General features: G+C 45.4%; 19 protein-coding genes. 13 read left to right on the forward strand and 6 right to left on the reverse strand.

The window, feature by feature from the left end; genetic code table 11:
• Positions 1-25 precede the first annotated feature (25 nt).
• Positions 26-823 (reverse strand): GNAT family N-acetyltransferase, encoded by a 798-nt coding sequence (locus QWY16_RS02430; protein ID WP_300991277.1) that lies wholly within the window; start codon positions 821-823, stop codon positions 26-28.
• Positions 824-1,162: 339 nt separating this feature from the next.
• Between QWY16_RS02430 and QWY16_RS02435 the strand changes: the two genes are divergently transcribed.
• The 4 genes from QWY16_RS02435 (at position 1,163) to QWY16_RS02450 (ending at position 5,275) form a co-directional block, all read left to right on the forward strand.
• A complete protein-coding gene (locus QWY16_RS02435) occupies positions 1,163-2,089 on the forward strand; it encodes a manganese-dependent inorganic pyrophosphatase (RefSeq protein ID WP_300991278.1) in 927 nt (308 codons plus the stop codon).
• Between the two features lie 91 nt (positions 2,090-2,180).
• A complete protein-coding gene (locus QWY16_RS02440) occupies positions 2,181-2,888 on the forward strand; it encodes a DsbA family oxidoreductase (RefSeq protein WP_300991279.1) in 708 nt (235 codons plus the stop codon).
• Positions 2,889-2,981: 93 nt separating this feature from the next.
• On the forward strand, positions 2,982-3,611 hold the full coding sequence (locus tag QWY16_RS02445; protein ID WP_300991280.1) for an FMN-dependent NADH-azoreductase: 630 nt from the start codon (positions 2,982-2,984) through the stop codon (positions 3,609-3,611).
• A 110-nt stretch (positions 3,612-3,721) separates the two neighbouring features.
• Positions 3,722-5,275, forward strand: coding sequence for an FAD-dependent oxidoreductase (locus QWY16_RS02450; protein WP_300991281.1), 1,554 nt, complete (start codon positions 3,722-3,724; stop codon positions 5,273-5,275).
• 61 nt (positions 5,276-5,336) lie between these two features.
• Here QWY16_RS02450 and QWY16_RS02455 read toward each other — a convergent pair whose 3' ends face one another.
• Positions 5,337-5,858, reverse strand: coding sequence for a YceI family protein (locus tag QWY16_RS02455; protein WP_300991282.1), 522 nt, complete (start codon positions 5,856-5,858; stop codon positions 5,337-5,339).
• A gap of 200 nt (positions 5,859-6,058) precedes the next feature.
• Between QWY16_RS02455 and murB the strand changes: the two genes are divergently transcribed.
• From murB to QWY16_RS02480, 5 genes are all read left to right on the forward strand, one after another.
• The gene (murB, locus tag QWY16_RS02460; protein WP_300991283.1) at positions 6,059-6,976 is read left to right on the forward strand and encodes a UDP-N-acetylmuramate dehydrogenase; all 918 of its coding nucleotides are present in this window, start codon (positions 6,059-6,061) and stop codon (positions 6,974-6,976) included.
• 104 nt (positions 6,977-7,080) lie between these two features.
• Positions 7,081-8,556 (forward strand): potassium/proton antiporter, encoded by a 1,476-nt coding sequence (locus tag QWY16_RS02465; protein ID WP_300991284.1) that lies wholly within the window; start codon positions 7,081-7,083, stop codon positions 8,554-8,556.
• 113 nt (positions 8,557-8,669) lie between these two features.
• Entirely contained in the window at positions 8,670-11,024 is a 2,355-nt protein-coding gene (locus QWY16_RS02470; RefSeq protein ID WP_300993242.1) for a penicillin acylase family protein, read from the forward strand.
• Positions 11,025-11,058: 34 nt separating this feature from the next.
• Positions 11,059-11,412 carry a fluoride efflux transporter FluC gene (locus tag QWY16_RS02475; RefSeq protein ID WP_300991285.1) on the forward strand — a complete coding sequence of 118 codons (354 nt, stop codon included), beginning with the start codon at positions 11,059-11,061 and terminating at the stop codon, positions 11,410-11,412.
• Complete coding sequence (locus QWY16_RS02480) at positions 11,409-11,738, forward strand: fluoride efflux transporter FluC (protein ID WP_300991286.1); 330 nt, start codon at positions 11,409-11,411, stop codon at positions 11,736-11,738. The genes QWY16_RS02475 and QWY16_RS02480 overlap by 4 nt, the downstream gene beginning before the upstream one ends.
• 41 nt (positions 11,739-11,779) lie before the next feature.
• Here the strand turns inward: QWY16_RS02480 and QWY16_RS02485 are convergent, their stop codons facing one another.
• From QWY16_RS02485 to QWY16_RS02495, 3 genes are all read right to left on the reverse strand, one after another.
• Positions 11,780-12,766 (reverse strand): DmpA family aminopeptidase, encoded by a 987-nt coding sequence (locus tag QWY16_RS02485; RefSeq protein WP_300993245.1) that lies wholly within the window; start codon positions 12,764-12,766, stop codon positions 11,780-11,782.
• Between the two features lie 100 nt (positions 12,767-12,866).
• Complete coding sequence (locus QWY16_RS02490; RefSeq protein ID WP_300991287.1) at positions 12,867-13,286, reverse strand: universal stress protein; 420 nt, start codon at positions 13,284-13,286, stop codon at positions 12,867-12,869.
• A gap of 12 nt (positions 13,287-13,298) precedes the next feature.
• Complete coding sequence (locus QWY16_RS02495) at positions 13,299-14,771, reverse strand: SulP family inorganic anion transporter (protein WP_300991288.1); 1,473 nt, start codon at positions 14,769-14,771, stop codon at positions 13,299-13,301.
• Between the two features lie 254 nt (positions 14,772-15,025).
• Here QWY16_RS02495 and QWY16_RS02500 point away from each other — a divergent pair, with 254 nt between their 5' ends.
• From QWY16_RS02500 to QWY16_RS02510, 3 genes are read left to right on the forward strand one after another with little or no spacing between them, the layout of a single operon-like run.
• The gene (locus tag QWY16_RS02500; protein ID WP_300991289.1) at positions 15,026-15,397 is read left to right on the forward strand and encodes an ArsR/SmtB family transcription factor; all 372 of its coding nucleotides are present in this window, start codon (positions 15,026-15,028) and stop codon (positions 15,395-15,397) included.
• The gene (locus QWY16_RS02505) at positions 15,375-17,444 is read left to right on the forward strand and encodes a heavy metal translocating P-type ATPase (protein WP_300991290.1); all 2,070 of its coding nucleotides are present in this window, start codon (positions 15,375-15,377) and stop codon (positions 17,442-17,444) included. The genes QWY16_RS02500 and QWY16_RS02505 overlap by 23 nt, the downstream gene beginning before the upstream one ends.
• Positions 17,445-17,468: 24 nt before the next feature.
• Positions 17,469-18,590, forward strand: coding sequence for a GNAT family N-acetyltransferase (locus QWY16_RS02510; RefSeq protein WP_300991291.1), 1,122 nt, complete (start codon positions 17,469-17,471; stop codon positions 18,588-18,590).
• A gap of 73 nt (positions 18,591-18,663) precedes the next feature.
• Here the strand turns inward: QWY16_RS02510 and QWY16_RS02515 are convergent, their stop codons facing one another.
• On the reverse strand, positions 18,664-18,819 hold the full coding sequence (locus tag QWY16_RS02515) for a lmo0937 family membrane protein (protein WP_300991292.1): 156 nt from the start codon (positions 18,817-18,819) through the stop codon (positions 18,664-18,666).
• 162 nt (positions 18,820-18,981) lie between these two features.
• Between QWY16_RS02515 and mntR the strand changes: the two genes are divergently transcribed.
• Entirely contained in the window at positions 18,982-19,404 is a 423-nt protein-coding gene (gene mntR / locus QWY16_RS02520) for a transcriptional regulator MntR (protein ID WP_300991293.1), read from the forward strand.
• The last annotated feature ends 10 nt before the right edge of the window (positions 19,405-19,414 follow it).

A 19,414-nucleotide genomic window follows, 5' to 3' on the forward strand; every position in this document is an offset into this window, starting at 1 on the left:
AAAAAGCTCGCAGCGGCGAGCTTTTTTAATCCAAAAATTTAGCCATATAAATTTCGTCGTAAGGCTTGTCGTCAATAATCAATGATTTTTTGCGGATGCCTTCTTTTTCATAGCCGGATTTATCATATAGCTTGCGGGCGGCTGTATTTTCTTCGACAACGGTCAGTTCCAGGCGAGTAACTCCTTTTGTGGCAGACCATTCCTCAGCCCGTTGAAGAAGAGAAGTAGCGATGCCTTTGTTTTGAGCGCTTTTTTGGACGCCTAATACAAGCTCAGCCCGGTGTGCTGCCCGTTTAGCGGCATTTCCGATAATCATCAAATATCCAACATGTTCACCGTTCAAAATGGCGATAAAAATGGTGGAATGGCTTTTCTGTTTCCAATCGATAATTTGTTTTCTCATGCTTTGGGTCGATTGGATGCGTTCGTCTTTTCCGTAAAGCATAAAATCGGATTCCGACTCAACCTGGCGCTGCAAAGTGACCAGAGAACGCGCATCACCGTGTTCCGCAGCACGGATCAGCAAAATGTCTTCGTTGCCTGCATTGGCATTAGGGGCTCCTGAAGCATCTGTCCGTTCAAAAGTGACGTACCGGTTAGTGATAATTTCACTGACGTGGTAACCCGCGTCCATCCAGGCATGAAAATGTTTGGCAGGCGGTTTTGTTTTTTTCCACCAGCTTTTATTCAAGTAAGCAGCATTCGGCAATTGCTGGCCCATGATTTGTTCGATTTCGTTGAATGACAAAGTGATCTTAGATGAGGAAGCAGAGGCGAAATAGTCGGCAAGTGGGATGTATTTTTTTTCCAAAATTATGGTCATTAAATTCGCTCCTTTTTTGAAAAGCAATAAATTGGTTATGAGAATTATACCATTTGTCCTATTAAAATGTATATAATTATTTCTATTTTCTAAAAACTTTTTTTAATAATAGAATAACCCGGGTAATTACTAACTATATATTCAAAATAATAGTTACTTTAGTACCTGTTGGGTTAAATGGGAGAGATGAAATTGAATATTTGGACAATAACTCAGTTTTTTGAATTTCCATTAGAATGCTTTTGGAAAAGTGAGGGATTAAATAAACTGGAAAAACTCATTTGCACAAAGTTATGTTAAAATTATCACGGAAACTAACTTCATTCAGGAGGCTATACTATGTCAAACGTTTTTGTACTGGGGCATAAAAATCCCGACACGGATTCAATTTGCTCCGCCATTTCATATGCATATTTAAAAAATCAGATTGGAATGAATGCAGAACCGATCCGTTTAGGTGAACTGAACAATGAAACGATTTATGCTTTGGAGAAATTCGCTTTTGATCATCCAAGACTGGTTGAACGTGTATCTGAAGAAGTGTCGCAAGTCATTCTGGTCGACCATAACGAACGTCAGCAAAGTGCTGAAGATATCAGTGAAGTTCAAGTCATCGAAGTAATTGACCATCACCGGATTGCCAATTTTGAAACAACGGATCCGCTTTATTTTCGTGCCGAGCCAGTGGGCTGCACTACGACGATCTTATTGAAATTGTTCAAGGAAAACGGTGTTGAAGTCCCTGCCAATATTGCCGGCCTTATGCTGTCTGCTATCATTTCAGATTCTCTATTATTCAAATCACCAACCTGCACACCGCAAGACATTGCTGCAGCACGTGAACTTGCAGAAATCGCAGGCGTTGATGCACAAGAATACGGTTTGGCCATGCTGAAAGCAGGAGCGGATTTAAGCAACAAAACTCTTGAAGACTTGATGTCATTGGACTCCAAGGAATTTGAAGCCGGCGATCATCGTTTTGAAGTAGCCCAAGTAAACGCCATTGATGTCAATGAAGTGATCACGCGCCAAAAGGAATTGGAAGTTTTGATGCAGCAAGTCATCGGCAAAAAAGGCCTGGACTTGTTTGCATTCGTTGTGACAGATATTTTAAACAATAATTCTGTGGCGATTGTTCTTGGGAAAAGAGCAGATATTATTGAAGGTGCTTTCCGATCAAGCGTCGTCGACAACCGTGTTCTTCTGCCAGGCGTGGTATCACGCAAAAAACAAATTGTTCCGGTCATTACTGAAGCACTTAGCTGACTCCTTTTTGGAGTCAGTTTTTATTTTGTTCAAGCAAAAAAATTGAGGCATGTTTATTTCGTTGTTATAGTAATGCCAAGAGGTGGATAAAATGAAAATAGAGATTTGGTCAGATTATGTGTGCCCATTTTGTTACATAGGCAAACGAACACTGGAACAGGCGTTAAAAAAATCAGGATATGAAAGCCAAGCGGAAATTTCATTCAAAGCCTATCAGTTGGATCCGAATACACCGCTCAACTCGACGGTTTCAACACATGAGCATCTAGCAAAAAAGATGGGGCGGACAATAGACCAGGCAAAAGAAATGACCAATGGCGTTGCAGAGCATGCGCGTACAGTAGGTCTTGAATATAATTTTGATGAAATGGTGGAAGCCAATACATTTGCAGCTCATCGTCTGGTGAAATGGGCGGAAGGTTTAGGGAAAGATGCAGAGCTGACAGAACAGTTGCTGCACACATATTTTATCGAAGCGAAAAACGTCGGGAATCATGAAGTTTTATTGACCACTGCTGAAAAAGTAGGCCTGCCGCGGGAAGAAGCGCAAGAAATGCTTGCTTCTGATCGCTTTACAGCTGAAGTGCAGTCAGATATTGCTGAAGCGCATCAAATTGGCGTCCAAGGTGTTCCTTTTTTTGTTATTAATCGAAAATATGCAATTTCCGGTGCCCAGCCGTTGGAGGCGTTTGTCGATTCGCTTATTCAAATTGGTGAAGAAGAAGGCATCCGGCCGGCTCTTAAACCGAAGGGAAGAAAGCAAACCACTTATTGTACGGGAGATTCTTGTGATGGATGAGCAGAGTGATAGACTTTCACTCTGCTTTTTGTTAAGATGAAAACGTCTCGAATTAGAGAGGTATAAAAATAGCATAAAAGGAGTTTTTGAAGAATGAATGTATTAGTCGTAAAAGCCAATAATCGACCAGCTTCCGAAGGGGTTTCAAGCAAAATGCATGAGGTATTCATGAATGAAATCGGAACTGATTTAGACATAAAAACATTTGACGTGTTCAAAGAAGATATGCCTTATTTCGGGCAAGACTTTTTTGATGCCATGCAGAAATCGGCTCAAGCTGAACCGATGTCTGAAACAGAGCAACGCATCTTAACGGCCTCTGCTAAAGCAATGGACGCATTCATGGAAGCAGACGTAGTCGTATTTGCTTTCCCGTTATGGAATATGACAATCCCTGCAGCTCTTCAAACGTTCATTGATTATATTTACCGTGCGGGTGTAACATTCAAATACACTGAAGAAGGCCCGGTAGGACTTGTTCCAGAGAAGAAAGTTATTATCCTGAATGCACGCGGCGGCGTCTATTCCACTCCGGAAATGGCTCCTGCTGAAATGAGCGTTACGTATGTCCGCAATATCATGAACTTCTTTGGTATCCAGGATATCAAAGAAGTAATCATTGAAGGCCATGCTCTAGATCCAAATGCAGCACCAGCCATCATTGAAGAAGGCTTGGAGCGCGTAAAACAAGCTGCCCATTCACTTCAAGGCATTAAAGCTTAATAATTATCCGAAAGCCCAAAAGCGGAATTCCGCTTTTGGGCTTTTTCTTTTTGGTTAAAAGTAAGGGGGACAGGGTAGATATCTTATAAAAAGATTGTAGGAGGGATGGCATGATTCAAGAAGAGAATTTCAGTCGTGTTCCGGAGCAGCTTAAATCGTATTGGAGAGAGTTTAAAGATGTTCCGAGTTTTCCGGCGCTTCAAGGAAATGAGTCCACTGATATTGGAATAATCGGAGGCGGGATTGTCGGCATAATCAGCGCTTATTTGCTGGCAAAAGCGGGACGGAAAGTCACATTGATTGACGCAGGAAAATTGGTAGATGGCGTTACAGGCCACACAACTGCAAAAATTACCGCACAGCATGGGGTCTTTTATTTCCCACTCATTAAAATTATGGGACAAGAAAAAGCCCGACTGTATTATGATGCCAATATGGCTGGTTTGAACTTTATCAAAGATACAGCTTCTGAACTTGGAATTGACTGTGATTTTGCTCATCAAAATGCCTTTGTCTATGCCAATACAGCAATTGGGGCAAAGCTGATTGAAAAAGAAGCGGAAGCTTACGGGCAATTGGGAATAGACGGAGGACTGGCGAAAGATCAAGTGGAATTGCCGTTTGAAGTGGAAGAAGCCATCATTATGCGAAACCAGGCCCAGTTCCATCCAGTGAAATTCCTCGCGAAGCTGGTCAGTGAAATTGAGCGGCTGGGCGGCAAAGTTTATGAACAAACACGCGCAGTTAAAGTTTTGAGCAAAAATGATCCGGTCATCCAAACAGAAAACATGTCCCATCTTTCCTGCAATAAAGTAATTGTGGCAACGCATTACCCGTTCAATAGTTCGGATGGCTTTTACTTCACGAGACTCAACATTAGCCGCTCTTATGTAATCGCAGCCCGGACAACGGGGGAAATTCCAAAAGATATGTATGTCAGCGCGGATATGCCTTCGCGTTCATTGCGTTATGCGACAGATGAAAATGGTGAAAAGCTGCTGTTGATCGGTGGTGACGGGCATGCGACCGGGAAAAGCAAAACTCCAACAATGGAGCATTATGAAAACCTAGAGAAATTCGGAGACAAATATTTTGGGATTCGGGAAATCCCATACCGCTGGTCGGCCCAGGATTTGACCACACTTGATAAAGTGCCATACGTCGGAACGATTACTGCAGGATACGATAATATTCTCGTCGCTACAGGATTCCATAAATGGGGCATGGCAAACGGCGCAGTTTCAGGGATGATATTAGCTGATCAAATTCTTGGAAGCCTAAATCCGTATGCCGAACTTTTCAATCCGACCCGCACGAAGATGAAAGCGGTCGATGCATTGAGTTTTATTAAAGACAATGGTGGAGTGGCAAAAGAACTGGTCAAAGGAAAATTGAAGATGCCGTCAAAAACCGTTGAGACGCTTGCGAAAGGCGAAGGCGGACTGGTCAAATACGGCAAAGGGAAAGCGGGAGGCTATAAAGACCAATACGGGCAAGTGCATTTGGTCGACACTACTTGCACTCATATGGGCTGTGCGACTCATTGGAATGACGCCGAACGTTCATGGGATTGCCCTTGCCACGGTTCCCGTTTTTCTTATACGGGAGATGTATTGGAAGGGCCAGCAGTAAAGCCGCTTAAGAAAATTGAACAGGAATATTAAAAAAGCAGTACGGAGAGTTTCTCCGTACTGCTTTCTGCTTTTCGCTTCTGCTTTTCAGTGATTAAGCCGGGTTAGCTTCTAGTTCAAGTGAAATCTTGATGTCTTCGCCGACCATAACGCCGCCAGTTTCAAGAGCTTGGTTCCAAGTAAGGCCGAAATCTTTGCGGTTTACTTTGCCTTCTGCACTGAAAGCAACAACTTCTACGCCCCATGGGTTAGTGCCTTTGCCGCCGTATTCTACTTCAAAAGTAGCAGGGCGAGTGATTCCTTTGATTGTAAGGTCGCCAGTCAATTCGTATTCGTCGCCTTTTTTCGTGATTTCGTTAGCATTGAATGTGATTTCAGGGTATGTTTCAGCATCAAAGAAATCAGCAGAACGCAAGTGGTTGTCGCGGTCTGTGTTGTTTGTGTTAATGCTTGCTACGTCGATTTTGAAGTCGATCAAAGCGCCATTCAAGTCTTCTTCGTTTGCTTCAACTGTTGCGTCGAATGAAGTGAATGAGCCTTTTACTTTAGAGATCATCATATGTTTTACTGAGAAGCCGATTTCTGAGTGAGCTGCGTCGATTGTCCATTTTTTCATGTATAATTCCTCCTAAATATTCTATCTATCTTAACTATAGCGAAAAAAAGTCTCAATGTCAATAGGCTTTAATTAATAATTCTCGAATTCGAGATATTATTTTATCGGTCTTTAGAACGGAAGATACTGCTTTCGCTTGTCAAACCTTCAATAAAATTAGATACTAATAGAAGCGAAAAGTTAGAAGGGATTTGCTTTGGATGACGAAAGAACAATGGTTAAGTGATTTGCGCCGTTTTCTGGCTGACGATCACGTGAAAATAAATGAGCCGCTACACCTGCATACATTGACTCGAATGGGTGGGCCTGCTGATATATTTGTAACACCGACTACTGAAGATGAAACTGCTTATACAGTTAAATATGCATATGAAAATAAAATTCCATTATTATTGCTGGGCAATGGGTCAAATATGGTTGTCCGTGACGGAGGCGTACGCGGGATTGTGTTGAACCTGAAAAGTTTGCGCACGGTCCGCATAGATGGGATAACCGTTTATGCACAAGGCGGCGCCAATATTAAAGAAGTATCCAAAATAGCTGCGGCCAACCGGCTGACAGGGCTGGAATTCGCTTGCGGCATCCCGGGTTCAATCGGAGGCGCAATGGCGATGAATGCCGGAGCATATGGCGGAGAGATCAAAGACGTTATCCGCCAAGCCACCGTGTTGACGCGTGAAGGTGAAAAATTGGTGCTGTCGAAAGAAGAATTAGAACTTGGCTACCGTAAAAGCATCATTGTAAAAAAAGGGTATTATGTTTTATCAGCTGAGTTTAACTTGGAACACGGCAAGCAAGCTGCCATTGACGCTAAAATGAGTGATTTGACATACCAGCGTGAATCCAAGCAGCCGCTTGAGTTTCCTTCAGCGGGCAGTGTCTTTAAGCGTCCGCCAGGGAATTTCGCGGGCAAGCTGATTCAGGAAAGCGGGCTGCAAGGCAAGGGGTTCGGAGGAGCGGAAGTTTCCACAAAACATGCCGGTTTTATCGTCAATAAAAACAATGCTACCGCGAACGACTATATTCAGACAATTGAAATGGTGAAATCAGCCGTTTATGAAAAGTTTGGCATTGACCTGGAACTGGAAGTAAAAATTGTCGGAGAAGATTTGGTGTAATCTTAAGCGTGGGCTCTACTACAGAGCCCACGCTTTTTTTGCGCGAATTTTTATGCGAATAAAATATGGTATACTGAATTATCAAAAAAGAGAAGGGGCACAGTATGATAGAATTTTCGACAAACGGTTTAATTCTTATGGGCGGAATATTTCTTTTAGCCGGCGTCCTTATGACCAAAGTATCCTCGCGCGTAGGCGTCCCTTCTCTCGTATTATTCATGATCATCGGGATGGCTCTCGGCAGTGATATATCAGGGTTAATCGATTTTACTAATGCAAAAATAGCTCAATTGGTCGGAATCGTCGCGCTCATCTTCATCTTGTTTGAAGGGGGATTGCAGGCGAATTGGAAACATATCCGTCCTGTTATTGGCGGTTCCATTGCACTCGCCACTGTTGGAGTTATGATTACGACTGTGATCGTGGCCGTCACAGCAAATTACATTTTGGACATTACCTGGCTGGAAGCCTTTCTATTAGGTTCTATTGTAGGATCAACTGACGCAGCGGCAGTGTTTTCAGTGCTTGCAGGCCAAAATATCAAATCAAAGATATCTTCTACTTTAGAAGCGGAGTCGGGCACCAATGATCCGATGGCGATGTTCCTTACAATCGCTTTTATTCATTTGATCCAATCGCCTGAGGTATCGGTAGGTTCGATGGTCGGCACTTTTGTGCTGGAAATGGGGCTAGGGGCGATCATAGGCTTGGCTTTAGGGTTTTTGGCGTCCTGGACGCTTAATCGCATCAAATTGAACACATCCGGTTTGTATGCGGTTTTATCAGCAGGATTCGCGATTTTCATCTACAGCTCGGCTGCCATGCTCCACGGCAGCGGCTTACTGGCTGTTTATCTGGCGGCTTTAGTGATTGGAACACGGCAATTGACGCAAAGTTACTCAATCGTCAGTTTCCATGGTGCTATGGCTTGGCTGATGCAGATCATTATGTTTGTTTTGCTTGGCTTATTGGTTTTCCCAAGTCAATTAGCGGAATGGGATTTGATCTGGAGAGGGTTAGTGCTGGCGTTCGTGCTGTTATTGATTGCACGTCCGGTTGCAGTTTTTGTTTCGACCCTGTTCTTTGATTACACTTTAAAAGAAAAAATATTTTTGTCATGGGCCGGGTTAAGAGGGGCAGTTCCGATTGTGCTGGCCACTTTTCCGATGCTGGCGGGGATTGAAAACAGCTATTTATTCTTTAACATCGTCTTTTTCATCGTGATTACTTCCGCTTTGCTGCAGGGCTCAACAATTCCATTTTTTGCGAGAAAGCTGTCATTGAATGGAAGGCCGTCGCAAAAACGGATTCATTCGCTGGAGCTTATCTCGATGGACCGGGCGAATGCGGAAATGCTGGAAGTGGAACTGACAGATAAATCGCCGTTTGCCGGCCAGCTCGTGCAGACAATCGGCTTGCCGAAGCATACTTTGATTAGTGCCATTATCCGTTCTGGAAAATTAGTCATGCCTACCGGAACAACGAAACTGAAAGCCGGAGATGTGCTTTATGTATTAACTGAAAAAAAGCAGGTTACCAAAGTGAAGATGGTGCTTGGAGAAGAATATATTGTCAAATAGCCCACTGCAGTGGGCTATTTTTTCCTGATAAAGGAATTTCCCGCTTGCCGGTCGAAAAAGATACTTTAAGAAAAGTGCAGAAGTTGAAGGGGGAGCGGCATGTGGGGAGAAAAATGAAGAGCAGGAAATGGCTGAAATGGGTCTTGGGGATAATAGGTGTTTTATTGGTGATGGGGGTTGCAGCAATTGTTTTTGTGAGCGTTTACATATCGAAGTCGAGCCCGCAGATTGAAGGTGAAACGTCTGTCGGTATCCTTAGCAATAATGTCAAAGTTATACGGGACCATATGGGCGTTCCGCATATAACCGCGCAGTCCGATGCGGATTTGTACCGGGCGCAAGGGTATGTGCAGGCACAGGACCGGATGTTCCAGATGGATTTATCACGCCGGCAGGCAAGTGGACGATTGGCGGAAGTGGTAGGTGCAGCGGCCATCGATACAGACAAATTTTTCCGGACATTCAGCTTGCGCGATGCAGCTGAAAAATCTTGGGAAGGTTACGACGATGAAGCAAAACAAGTGCTCGAGTGGTATGCCGAAGGAGTCAATGCTTATATGGAAGAAGCGGAAGCGGAAGGAACTTTAAGTTATGAGTTTGCTCTGCTTGGCTATGAACCGGAACGATGGACACCGGTCGATTCACTGACCATCGGAAAATTCATGGCATATGACCTGGGCGGCAACTGGTCGACGCTGGCCATTCGCCACTGGGCGCTGAACGAATTTCCGGAAGACAAAGCACGCGAGCTGTTCATCAAGTACCCGGAAAATGCAGCGTCTATCATCGAGGCGAATTTAAAGCAGCCGGTGAAAGTGGCTGGTGAGTTTGAGGCGTCAGTCATTCCACCAGAATTCAATGGCAGCAATAACTGGGTAGTGTCAGGCGAGAAAACCGAAAGCGGAAAGCCGTTGCTCGCTGATGATCCGCATCTCGGGCTCAGCACGCCATCGATCTGGTATCAGATGCATCTGGAGTCTCCAGAACAAAATGTCAGCGGCGTCATCTTTGCAGGAGTTCCAGGGATTATTCTCGGGCATAACGAAGAAATTGCTTGGGGCGTGACAAATGTGGGACCGGATGTGCAGGACCTTTACATTGAAACACCAAATCCCGACAATCCGACTCAGTTCTTGTATGAAGGCAAATGGGAGCAAGCGGAAGTGCGGGACGAGCCAATCAAAGTGAAAGACGGAGAAACGGAAGAATTTGAAGTTATGGTAACTCGCCATGGTCCAATCATTTCAAATGTACTCTACGAGGAGGAGGATCCGGATGCTTTGTTCTCTATGCAATGGACAGCTCTCGAGCCGACGCTTGAATTGCAGGCAGTACTGGACTTCAATAAAGCTTCTAATTGGCAGGAGTTTGAAGCGGCTTTGGAAGATTTCCAGGCGCCTGCCCAGAACTTTGTATTCGCATCGACAGACGGCACGATTGCCTATAAAGCAAATGGGCGCATTCCTTTGCGCAAATCCGGAGATGGCCAGCTGCCGGTTCCGGGAGATTCTGCAGAATACGGCTGGGACGGCTATGTGCCGTTTGATGAACTGCCAACCGTCGTGAATCCGGAAAGTGGATTTATTGCTACAGCGAACAATAGAGTGGTCGAAGATTCCTATCCTTACCATATCACTGATTTTTGGGCACAGCCATACCGCTATGAACGGATTGCGGAAGTACTTGAGGCTTCAGACGATTTGACGGCAGAAGACATGATGGCACTTCAGATGGATCAGAAGAATTTATACGCCGCTGAATTTCTGGCTGATATGATAGCAGCAGTTCAGAGTGAAACGGACGACTATGATGAAATTTTTAGAATGATGAAAGCCTGGAATCAAGTGGATAGTGAAGACCAGGCAGCACCGCTCGTTTTCCATAAATGGATGAAGCAATTACCGAAGACTTTACTGGCAAATGATTTTCCTGAAGACGTCTACGAGTTGCTTCCTGGGAAAAACCACATTACTGACCAGATGATGCGGGAGGCTTTCAGCGGAAAAGAAGGTGCGTGGATCACTGAATACGGCGATACAGGAAAATGGCTGACCGATGCATTGGAAACAAGTCTGGAAGAAGTCGAAAAGGAATTCGGCAGCGACATGGAAGACTGGAAATGGGGAGACGGCCATCAATTGACATTCCCACATCCTTTAGCTGGCGCATCTCCGGTTTTCGCCCAATTCCTGAATCCCGATCCAGTTCCGATTGGCGGTTCCAATATTACCGTGCAAGCCGCTGCTTTTGATGGGGAAGGTAATGTGGACCACGGAGCATCGTGGCGGTTCGTTGCCGATTTAAGCGATTTATCGAGTGCCTATCATATTGTCGGCCCAGGGCTCAGTGGCCATATGAAATCAGAATATTTCCATAACCAAGTGGATGACTGGGTCGAAGGCGATTACCATGAAACGGAAATTGAAGAAGACGCGGAAGGGACAACATTAATTTTGTCGGCTGATTAAGTTATACTGAAAGAAAACGATATGGGGCGGTTTTTTGAAAGGACTCTTAGCGGTCGGCTTCGGGGGGATGATCGGTTCATTGCTTCGAGCCGGCATTTACGGAATAATGCCTTCCACAATAGGGTTATGGACAGTGAACTTATTCGGCAGTTTGCTGATTGGTTTTATCGCGGCCCGCTATTCTCATAAATCCGCTGAATTCAGGCTGTTTGCGTCGACTGGATTGATTGGTTCTTTTACCACATTCTCCGCTTTTTCAGCTGAATGGTTTCGCCTGCTGGATAGGGAATTTCTTTTAGGAATCGTATTTGCTGTTTCTATGACACTATTTTCAGTTGCTGCAGCAGCTATTGGATTAATGATTGGCCGAAAGCAGGATGTTCAATGATTGCGATTGCGATTGGCGGTTTTTTGGGGGCAATTGCCCGGTACGGTTTTTATTGGGTGGCCGAAAGCCGTTCCAAGCACCCGAAATTGGCAACTTGGTTCGTCAACAGCAGCGGTTCATTTGCTATAGGTGCTTTAATAGGGACAGGCAATCAATCGGCATTTTGGCTGACGGGATTTCTAGGGGCGTTCACAACTTTCTCGACAATGGCGCTTGATGCGGTGAAAGACTTTGAAGACGGCAAGTGGCTGCGAGGGCTTGGATACCTTACAGCTACTTTGGCCAGTGGAATTGTGTTGTTCAGCGCAGCTTTTGTGTTGTTCTGAAAAAGGAGTTGGCCCAATGAAAATTGGCGCCAACTCCTTTTTTAATTGAATAGGCCTTTTTCAACCACTCGGCCTAACCGGCCAGTGGTTGTTTCTGCATGAAACAGCGATTGGTAAATCGCTTCTTCTGTGGCTTCAACGGTTGCCTGGAATAGCTCATTCATTAAGGGATGATCGTCCCTTAAAATTTCTGAAGAGTAAAAGGCCTCGCTGGTCTGATGGGAAATGCGCCGAGCATTTGAAAAAGCGATAATGATATCTCCGCTGCCATTGCTGATGGAAGTGCCGGTGCGCCCAAGGCCGATGGCTGCCCGCTTGGCCAAACGCTTCAACTGGCGGCTGTCGACCGGTGCATCAGTGGCAACGACGATAATGACAGAACCATCCGGCTTATCGGGAGCGGGTGCATCGGTTTTCCAGTTGGCGATAGCGAGGTCTTCTTTGCGGCCGAAATTCGTCAAGGCCAGCACGCCAACTGTAAAAGCTTGATCTTCAATTCGGGCAATGCGGGAAGAAGAGCCGATGCCGCCTTTGACGCCGTAGCAGATCATGCCTTTGCCTGCTCCTACTGCACCTTGTTCAAATTGTTTCTGGGCATTATCAATCGCTTGTTCGGCATGGAGAGGAGTGACAGCCATCCTGCGCATCGAATTCAAATAGCTGTCATTGCACTCACCGACGACTAAATTGAGCGAACTGGTCGAGTCTCCGATTGCCGGATTTTCACACAGCATCCAGTTCATCGTTCCTTGCAGCACAGCCGCCACGCTGAATGTATTGGTCAGCATGATCGGTGATTCCAGAAGACCGAGTTCATCCACTTGGACAAGGCCGACCGTCTTTCCAAATCCATTTAAAACAAAACTGGCGGCGGGTACTTTCTCTTCAAACCAATTGCCGGCATGCGGCAAAATGGCCGTGACTCCCGTACGGATCACTTCCGTTTCCGACAAATCATCTTCCAGTGTGACATGGCCGACAGTTACACCTTCCACATCCGCAATTGAATTCAATTTCCCTTGTTCCACTGACATCACCATTTCCTTTTTTGTTTGATTATATCAAAAAGAGCTGCCCCGAATTATTTTCGGAACAGCTCTTTACTCTATCTAGTCTCCTGCGCTTGTCTTATTTCACTATGATAACCGGTGCCTGTACGCGTTTCGCCACTTTATGGCTGACGCTTCCAAGGACCATCTCCTGCAAAGAATTCAAGCCTCTGCTGCCGATGAAAACAACATCGTAGCCCACTTCATTGGCATGCTTCACAATCGTAGGCCCTGGCGTACCGTGCAAGGTCTTTGTTTCAAAGGCGACTCCGGCTGAACGGAAAATTTCTTCAAGCGGCAATAAATGCTTGCGGCGTTCAAAGTGGACTTCATCACTGCTTTGTCCGTGAAGAATTTCAGTCCGGGCTTTTTCGTAATCAATTACGTAAAGAATCGTCACGACAGCATCCGGATTTGACTTCGCCATCTTGACCGCTTCTTGTGCGGCCCGTTTTGAATGGTCGGAGCCGTCTGCTGCAACAAGAATTTTCTGGTACATCCGAGTCCCTCCTTAATGTTGATTTGAATTCTCTCCAGTATTGCCATAGGTGGCCAATGTGTTGACGAGTTTTTGGCTTGATGCGTTGAGCCCGATAATTTCAACAGTTTTCGCTTTCGCTTGTAAGCGTCCCATGACGCGGTCGATGGCGCCTACACCTGATTCATCCCAAACGTTGGCATCCGAGAAATCCAGGACAATGCGGTCAGCCGGTTCTGCGTGGTCAAGCGCAGCAACGAAATCCTGCGTGGAAGCAAAGAACAATTGGCCATGTATGGTATAAATATTCGACGCAGCAGTGTCCATTCCTTTTTTGCGGACTTCCACTTTTGAAATTTTAGCTGCGAACAGCAGGGCGCTTAAAATAACTCCGGCGAAAACGCCTTTTGATAAATCATGCGTGTATACGACCACGACTACGGTCACCAGCATGACAATGGCATCTGATTTAGGGGCGGTCACCAAATACTTGAACGAGCCCCAATCAAATGTTCCGATGCAGACCATTATCATAATTCCAGCAAGGACAGGCATCGGAATTTGGACGACCCATTCGCCAAGCACAATGATCAAAAACATCAATACAGCGCCCGAGACGAAAGTCGATAAACGTCCTCGTCCGCCGGAACGGACGTTAATGCCGGACTGGCCAATCATTGCACAGCCGGCCATGCCGCCGAAAAAGCCGGTGACAAAGTTGGCGATGCCCTGGCCGCGGGCTTCCTGGTTTTTGTCTGAATCCGTTTCCGTGGCATCGTCAATAATGGAAGCCGTCAAAAGCGATTCCAGCAAGCCGATGATGGATAGCGCCAAAGCAGTCGGGAAAATGATCTGCAATGTTTCAAGGTTGAATGGAACATCCGGAATGAAGAACGTCGGCAAAGTTTGAGATATGGTACCGAGGCTTCCAACATTCTGCATATCGATTCCGATATACATGACAATTCCGGATAATACCAAAATGGCGATAAGCGGCGCCGGAATAGCCGTAAAGAACCGCGGCAATATATAGACAATGGCAAGTGTTGCGGCGACAAATATATAAGTCACCGTATTTAAGCCGAAAATGAACGGCACTTGCGCCAGGAAAATCAGAATGGCCAATGAATTGACGAAACCGATCATAACAGCATTGGGGATGAATTTCATGAAACGCGCGATTTTCAAAAAGCCGAAAATCACTTGCAGAATGCCTGTCAGGATGGTTGCTGCCAGCAGGTAATCCAGACCGTGATCACGGACGAGCGACACCATAGCCAGCGCCATGGCACCAGTTGCCGCTGAAATCATAGCCGGTCGGCCGCCGACAAAAGCGATAATGACAGCGATGGAAAATGAAGCGTAAAGGCCGACCATTGGGTCAACTCCAGCAATGATGGAGAAAGCGATGGCTTCTGGTATGAGAGCAAGGGCTACCACAATGCCGGAGAGGATGTCCCCGCGGATATTGCCGAACCATTGCTCTTTGTACGACAAGGTATTCAAAAATTTCACTTCCTTTATATAGTTTTGCATCTAAGCTTCAACGCTTGTCGGAGTTGAAACAGGCGGTTCCGCTTTTCTTTTTGACTTCCCACTCTCAGAGAAGTCCCGGTACATTGGCAATAGCTAAAACTTTAGCATTTTTTTGGGAAGGTGTAAATATGGCAACATTCAAACGCGCGTTTGACTATAATTGTCGGAAGATTTATACTGTAAGTAACAATCAAATGGACATTTGAATGAAAGTGGGAACAGGCATGAGAGAACTGTGCGAAGTAACAAAAGTCCATCCTGAAGTGGTGGAGAACGTTCAAAATCATATGACAGATTTAGTGGAAGTCGCGAATCTGTTCAAAGCACTGGCAGACGAAACAAGATTGAACATCGCTTATGCTTTGACCATTGAAGAAGAAATGTGTGTGTGCGATATTGCGGCAGTGATTGGATCTTCAACAGCTACCGCTTCTCATCATTTGCGTTATTTGAAAGACCGCGGACTGGCAAAATCGGTTCGCAAAGGGAAGCAAGTATATTATTCGTTATCCGACAGCCATGTATACCAGCTGGTTACCATTGCCCATGAACATGTGAAAGAGGGTGTAGAGGATGCAAAAGACATATCGTCTTGAAAATTTATCGTGTACCAGCTGTGCAGCTAAATTCGAAAAAAATGTCCGCGCATTGCCGGAAATCAATGAGGTCAACTTGAATTTTGGCGCTTCTAAAATGACGGTCGATGGCAATGTATCCATCGAAGAACTGGAAAAAGCGGGGGCGTTTGACCATATCCGGGTTTTTCCTGAAAAAGAAAGAGTGGAATACATCCCGTTCTACAAGCGGCGCCAATCCATTGAGACCATAATTTCACTTGTATTGTTGATAGCAGGAGTTATTGTTTCTTTTCAAACCTCAGAAACAGATCCTGTTGCTATAGGTTTATTCGCTGGATCGATGTTGGTCGGCGGCTACCAAATGTTCTGGACTGGCCTTCGAAACTTATCAAAGCTCCAATTTGATATGAAAACATTGATGACGATTGCCATCATTGGAGCAGTCATCATCGGAGAGTGGCGGGAAGGGGCCGTTGTAGTCTTCTTATTCGCGGTCAGTGAAGCGCTGGAATCGTTTTCGATGAACAAAGCACGCCAGTCGATCCGTGGATTAATGGATTTAGCGCCGGCGCGCGCTCTTATCCAGCGGCGAGGCGAATTGCTGGAGCTGGATACAGAAGATATCCGCATTGGTGATGTTTTGATCGTGAAGCCGGGCCAAAAGATCGCCATGGACGGTTCGGTATTAAGAGGAACAAGTTCTGTGAACCAAGCGGCCATTACCGGAGAATCGATTCCGGCAGCCAAACAAGCCGGCGATGAAGTATTTGCGGGCACGCTTAATGAAGAAGGTGCATTGGAGGTCACCGTCACCAAGCGGGTGGAAGATACAACCATTGCCAAAATCATTCATTTAGTTGAAGAAGCACAAGCAGAAAAAGCACCTTCTCAAAAATTTGTTGACCGTTTTGCTAAATATTACACACCGGCAATCATCGCAATCGCATTTTTAGTAGCGATAGTGCCCGGTTTGATCACAGGCAACTGGGAACTCTGGGTTTACCAGGGACTGGCGGTTCTTGTCGTTGGTTGCCCATGTGCGTTGGTTGTATCGACTCCAGTGGCAATAGTCACAGCCATCGGGAATGCTGCACGGCAAGGTGTGCTCATTAAAGGCGGCATCCATCTGGAAGAGACAGGCCGCATTAATGCAATTGCATTCGATAAAACGGGAACACTGACGAAAGGTTATCCGGAAGTGACGGATGTTTATGCAGAAAACGGCTATACTAATGAAGAAGTGCTGAAAATTGCAGCGTCTGTTGAAGTGATGTCCCAGCATCCATTGGCTCGTGCCATTACACTTGAAGCGGAAGAAGTTTATCCGTATGCCGATTTCGGATCAGTAACTGGAAAAGGTGCCCATGCTGTCATCAATGGTTTGCTCATCTATGTCGGCAGCTTCAACTGGGCAGAGGAATTCGGCTTTACGGTTCCAGACAAATACCGCCAATTGCAGGAAAGCGGCAAATCCGTGATGGCAGTCTTTTCAGAAATGGAACTGATCGGAGCAGTTGCAGTAGCCGATGCCATCCGAGAGGATAGCCCGGAAATTATCCGTAAATTAAAAGAGATGGGTATTGAAGAAACCATCATGTTGACGGGAGACCATCCGGTGACGGCCCGGGCCATCGCTTCTCAAATTGGCGTTAAGGACGTGCGTGCCGGATTGATGCCCGAAGATAAGTTGTCAGCCATCAAGAAACTTCAGCACGCCTATGGCCGCGTCGCGATGGTAGGAGATGGAGTCAACGATGCGCCGGCTCTTGCCGCTTCCACAATTGGCATTGCCATGGGAGGAGCGGGTACCGATGCCGCGCTTGAAACAGCAGATATCGCTTTAATGGCTGATGATTTGGAAAAACTTCCTTATACAATTCGACTCAGCCGGAAAACATTGCGTATAATAAAAGAAAATATTGTTTTCGCATTAGGCTTAAAAATTATCGCATTGCTTCTAATCATTCCGGGCTGGTTAACTCTGTGGATTGCCATATTCGCGGATATGGGTGCTACGCTGTTGGTCATCATGAATGCTCTGCGGCTCGTAAAAATTCAGAAGTAAGCAAATAGCTTGGGGGATATTGTATTGAAGTTGACAGAATGGTCGATGGAAGAGCAGGAACAGCTCATTGAATTTATGACAAACAACTCCTGGCCTTTTCATGGCCAGGAACATCCGGTCCGCGCATTAATCGAGAAGACGATTGTAGAAGGCGGCTATAAGTCGGATCAAGTAAGAACGTTTTGGATTGAAAATGATGAAGGTGAACAGGTTGGAGTAGTAAAGATTTTTGATTTGCAGGATGACATTCCGCTTTTTGACTTGCGGATTGCTGATCCATACCGCGGTAAAGGGTACGGTCCAAAAGCGCTTAAAATGATTGCGGATTTCGTGTTTTCTCTGCCTGAAAAGAAAATTCGCCTCGAAGGCAATACACGCCATGACAACTTTGCCATGCGCAAAGCTTTTGAGCGCACAGGATTCGTTAAAGAAGCCCATATTCGCCAAGCCTGGTTTTCACCGCGGGAAAACCGTTATTACGATGCAGTGACTTACGGCATGACTCGGGAAGACTGGGAAGCGGGCATCATCACACCGGTTCATTGGGATGACGAAATACTGGAAGAGAAAAAATCTCATTTCAATCCATTGCTATTTGATTTTTCCAGTGAATTTGAATCGGAGCGCCTATTGATCCGTGCGCCAAGAAGAGAAGATGCTGTGCATATTTACGAAGCTGTCCTCCGTTCGATGGAGTCGCTGCGTCCCTGGATGCCGTTTGCTCAAAAAAAACCGGTCCTTTCGGAAATGGAATCCAATTTAATAGAAGCAGAAGCGGATTTTAAACTGCGCAAAGATTTAAGATTGCATTTCTTCTCAAAAGAGACTGGGGAATTTATTGGATCTTCTGGTTTGCATCGCATTGATTGGGAAGTGCGGAAATTTGAAATCGGTTATTGGGTGGATCACCAATTTGAAGGGAAAGGTTATGTTTCAGAAGCGGTGGAGCGCATTACCCGTTTCGCATTTGAAGAGCTCGAAGCAAACCGTGTGGAAATCCGATGTGACCCGGAAAATGTGAGAAGCCGTGCAGTTGCTGAACGCTTGAAATTCGAACTGGAAGGCATCCTGCGCAAAGATACCATTTCAAAAATGGACAGTAAACTGCGGGATACATGTGTTTACGCGAAAATAAAAGAGCAATAAAAAGGCCGGGGACAATTTGTCCCCGGCTTATTTATTAATGTCTAGCGATAGCGGCTGTTTCCGCTTTTCTTAGCTAAACGCCTTTTCTTCCAGAAATTAAGTTAATAACTAAGATGATTGCCGCGATGATTAATAAAATGTGAATCATACCGCCGGCGACGTCCATTAAAAATCCAATTAACCAAATAACAATAATAACTGCTAAAATAATCCAAAGTATGCGTCCCATGTTCCTCACCTATCCTTTCCGTTCAGATAGTAATAAGTACCCCTAATAATTTCATGTCAAACATCCAGAAAGTTGGAATAATTCCAAGCCATCCGGAGGCAAGTTGTTTCCGCTGTTGGGGTATAGTAAACTTAAAGCAGTTACGTTAGGGAGGAACCGACTTTGCCTACTCCAAGTATGGAAGACCATATCGAAATCATTTATTCATTAATCGAACAAAAAGGATATGCGCGCGTGTCTGATATTGCGGAAGCTTTATCGGTTTTGCCATCTTCAGTCACGAAGATGGTTCAAAAGCTTGATAAAGATGGCTATTTGATTTATGAGCGCTATCGCGGGCTTGTTTTGACGCCACGAGGGCAAAAGCTGGGGAAACGTCTGTTAAAGCGGCATGATCTGCTTGAACAATTTCTTCGCTTGATCGGGGTTGATGAAGAACGCATTTACGAAGATGTTGAAGGAATTGAGCATCATCTAAGCTGGAATTCAATTAACCGGATCGCTGATTTGGTTCAAGTGCTGGAAGAAAACCCGGATTTACTAATGAAACTGGAAAAGTTAAAGAACGAACAAAAAGAGAGTTAATTGAAGGAGG

It is taken from the genome of Planococcus shenhongbingii, from assembly GCF_030413635.1.
GTDB classification, from domain to species: Bacteria; Bacillota; Bacilli; order Bacillales_A; family Planococcaceae; genus Planococcus; species Planococcus shenhongbingii.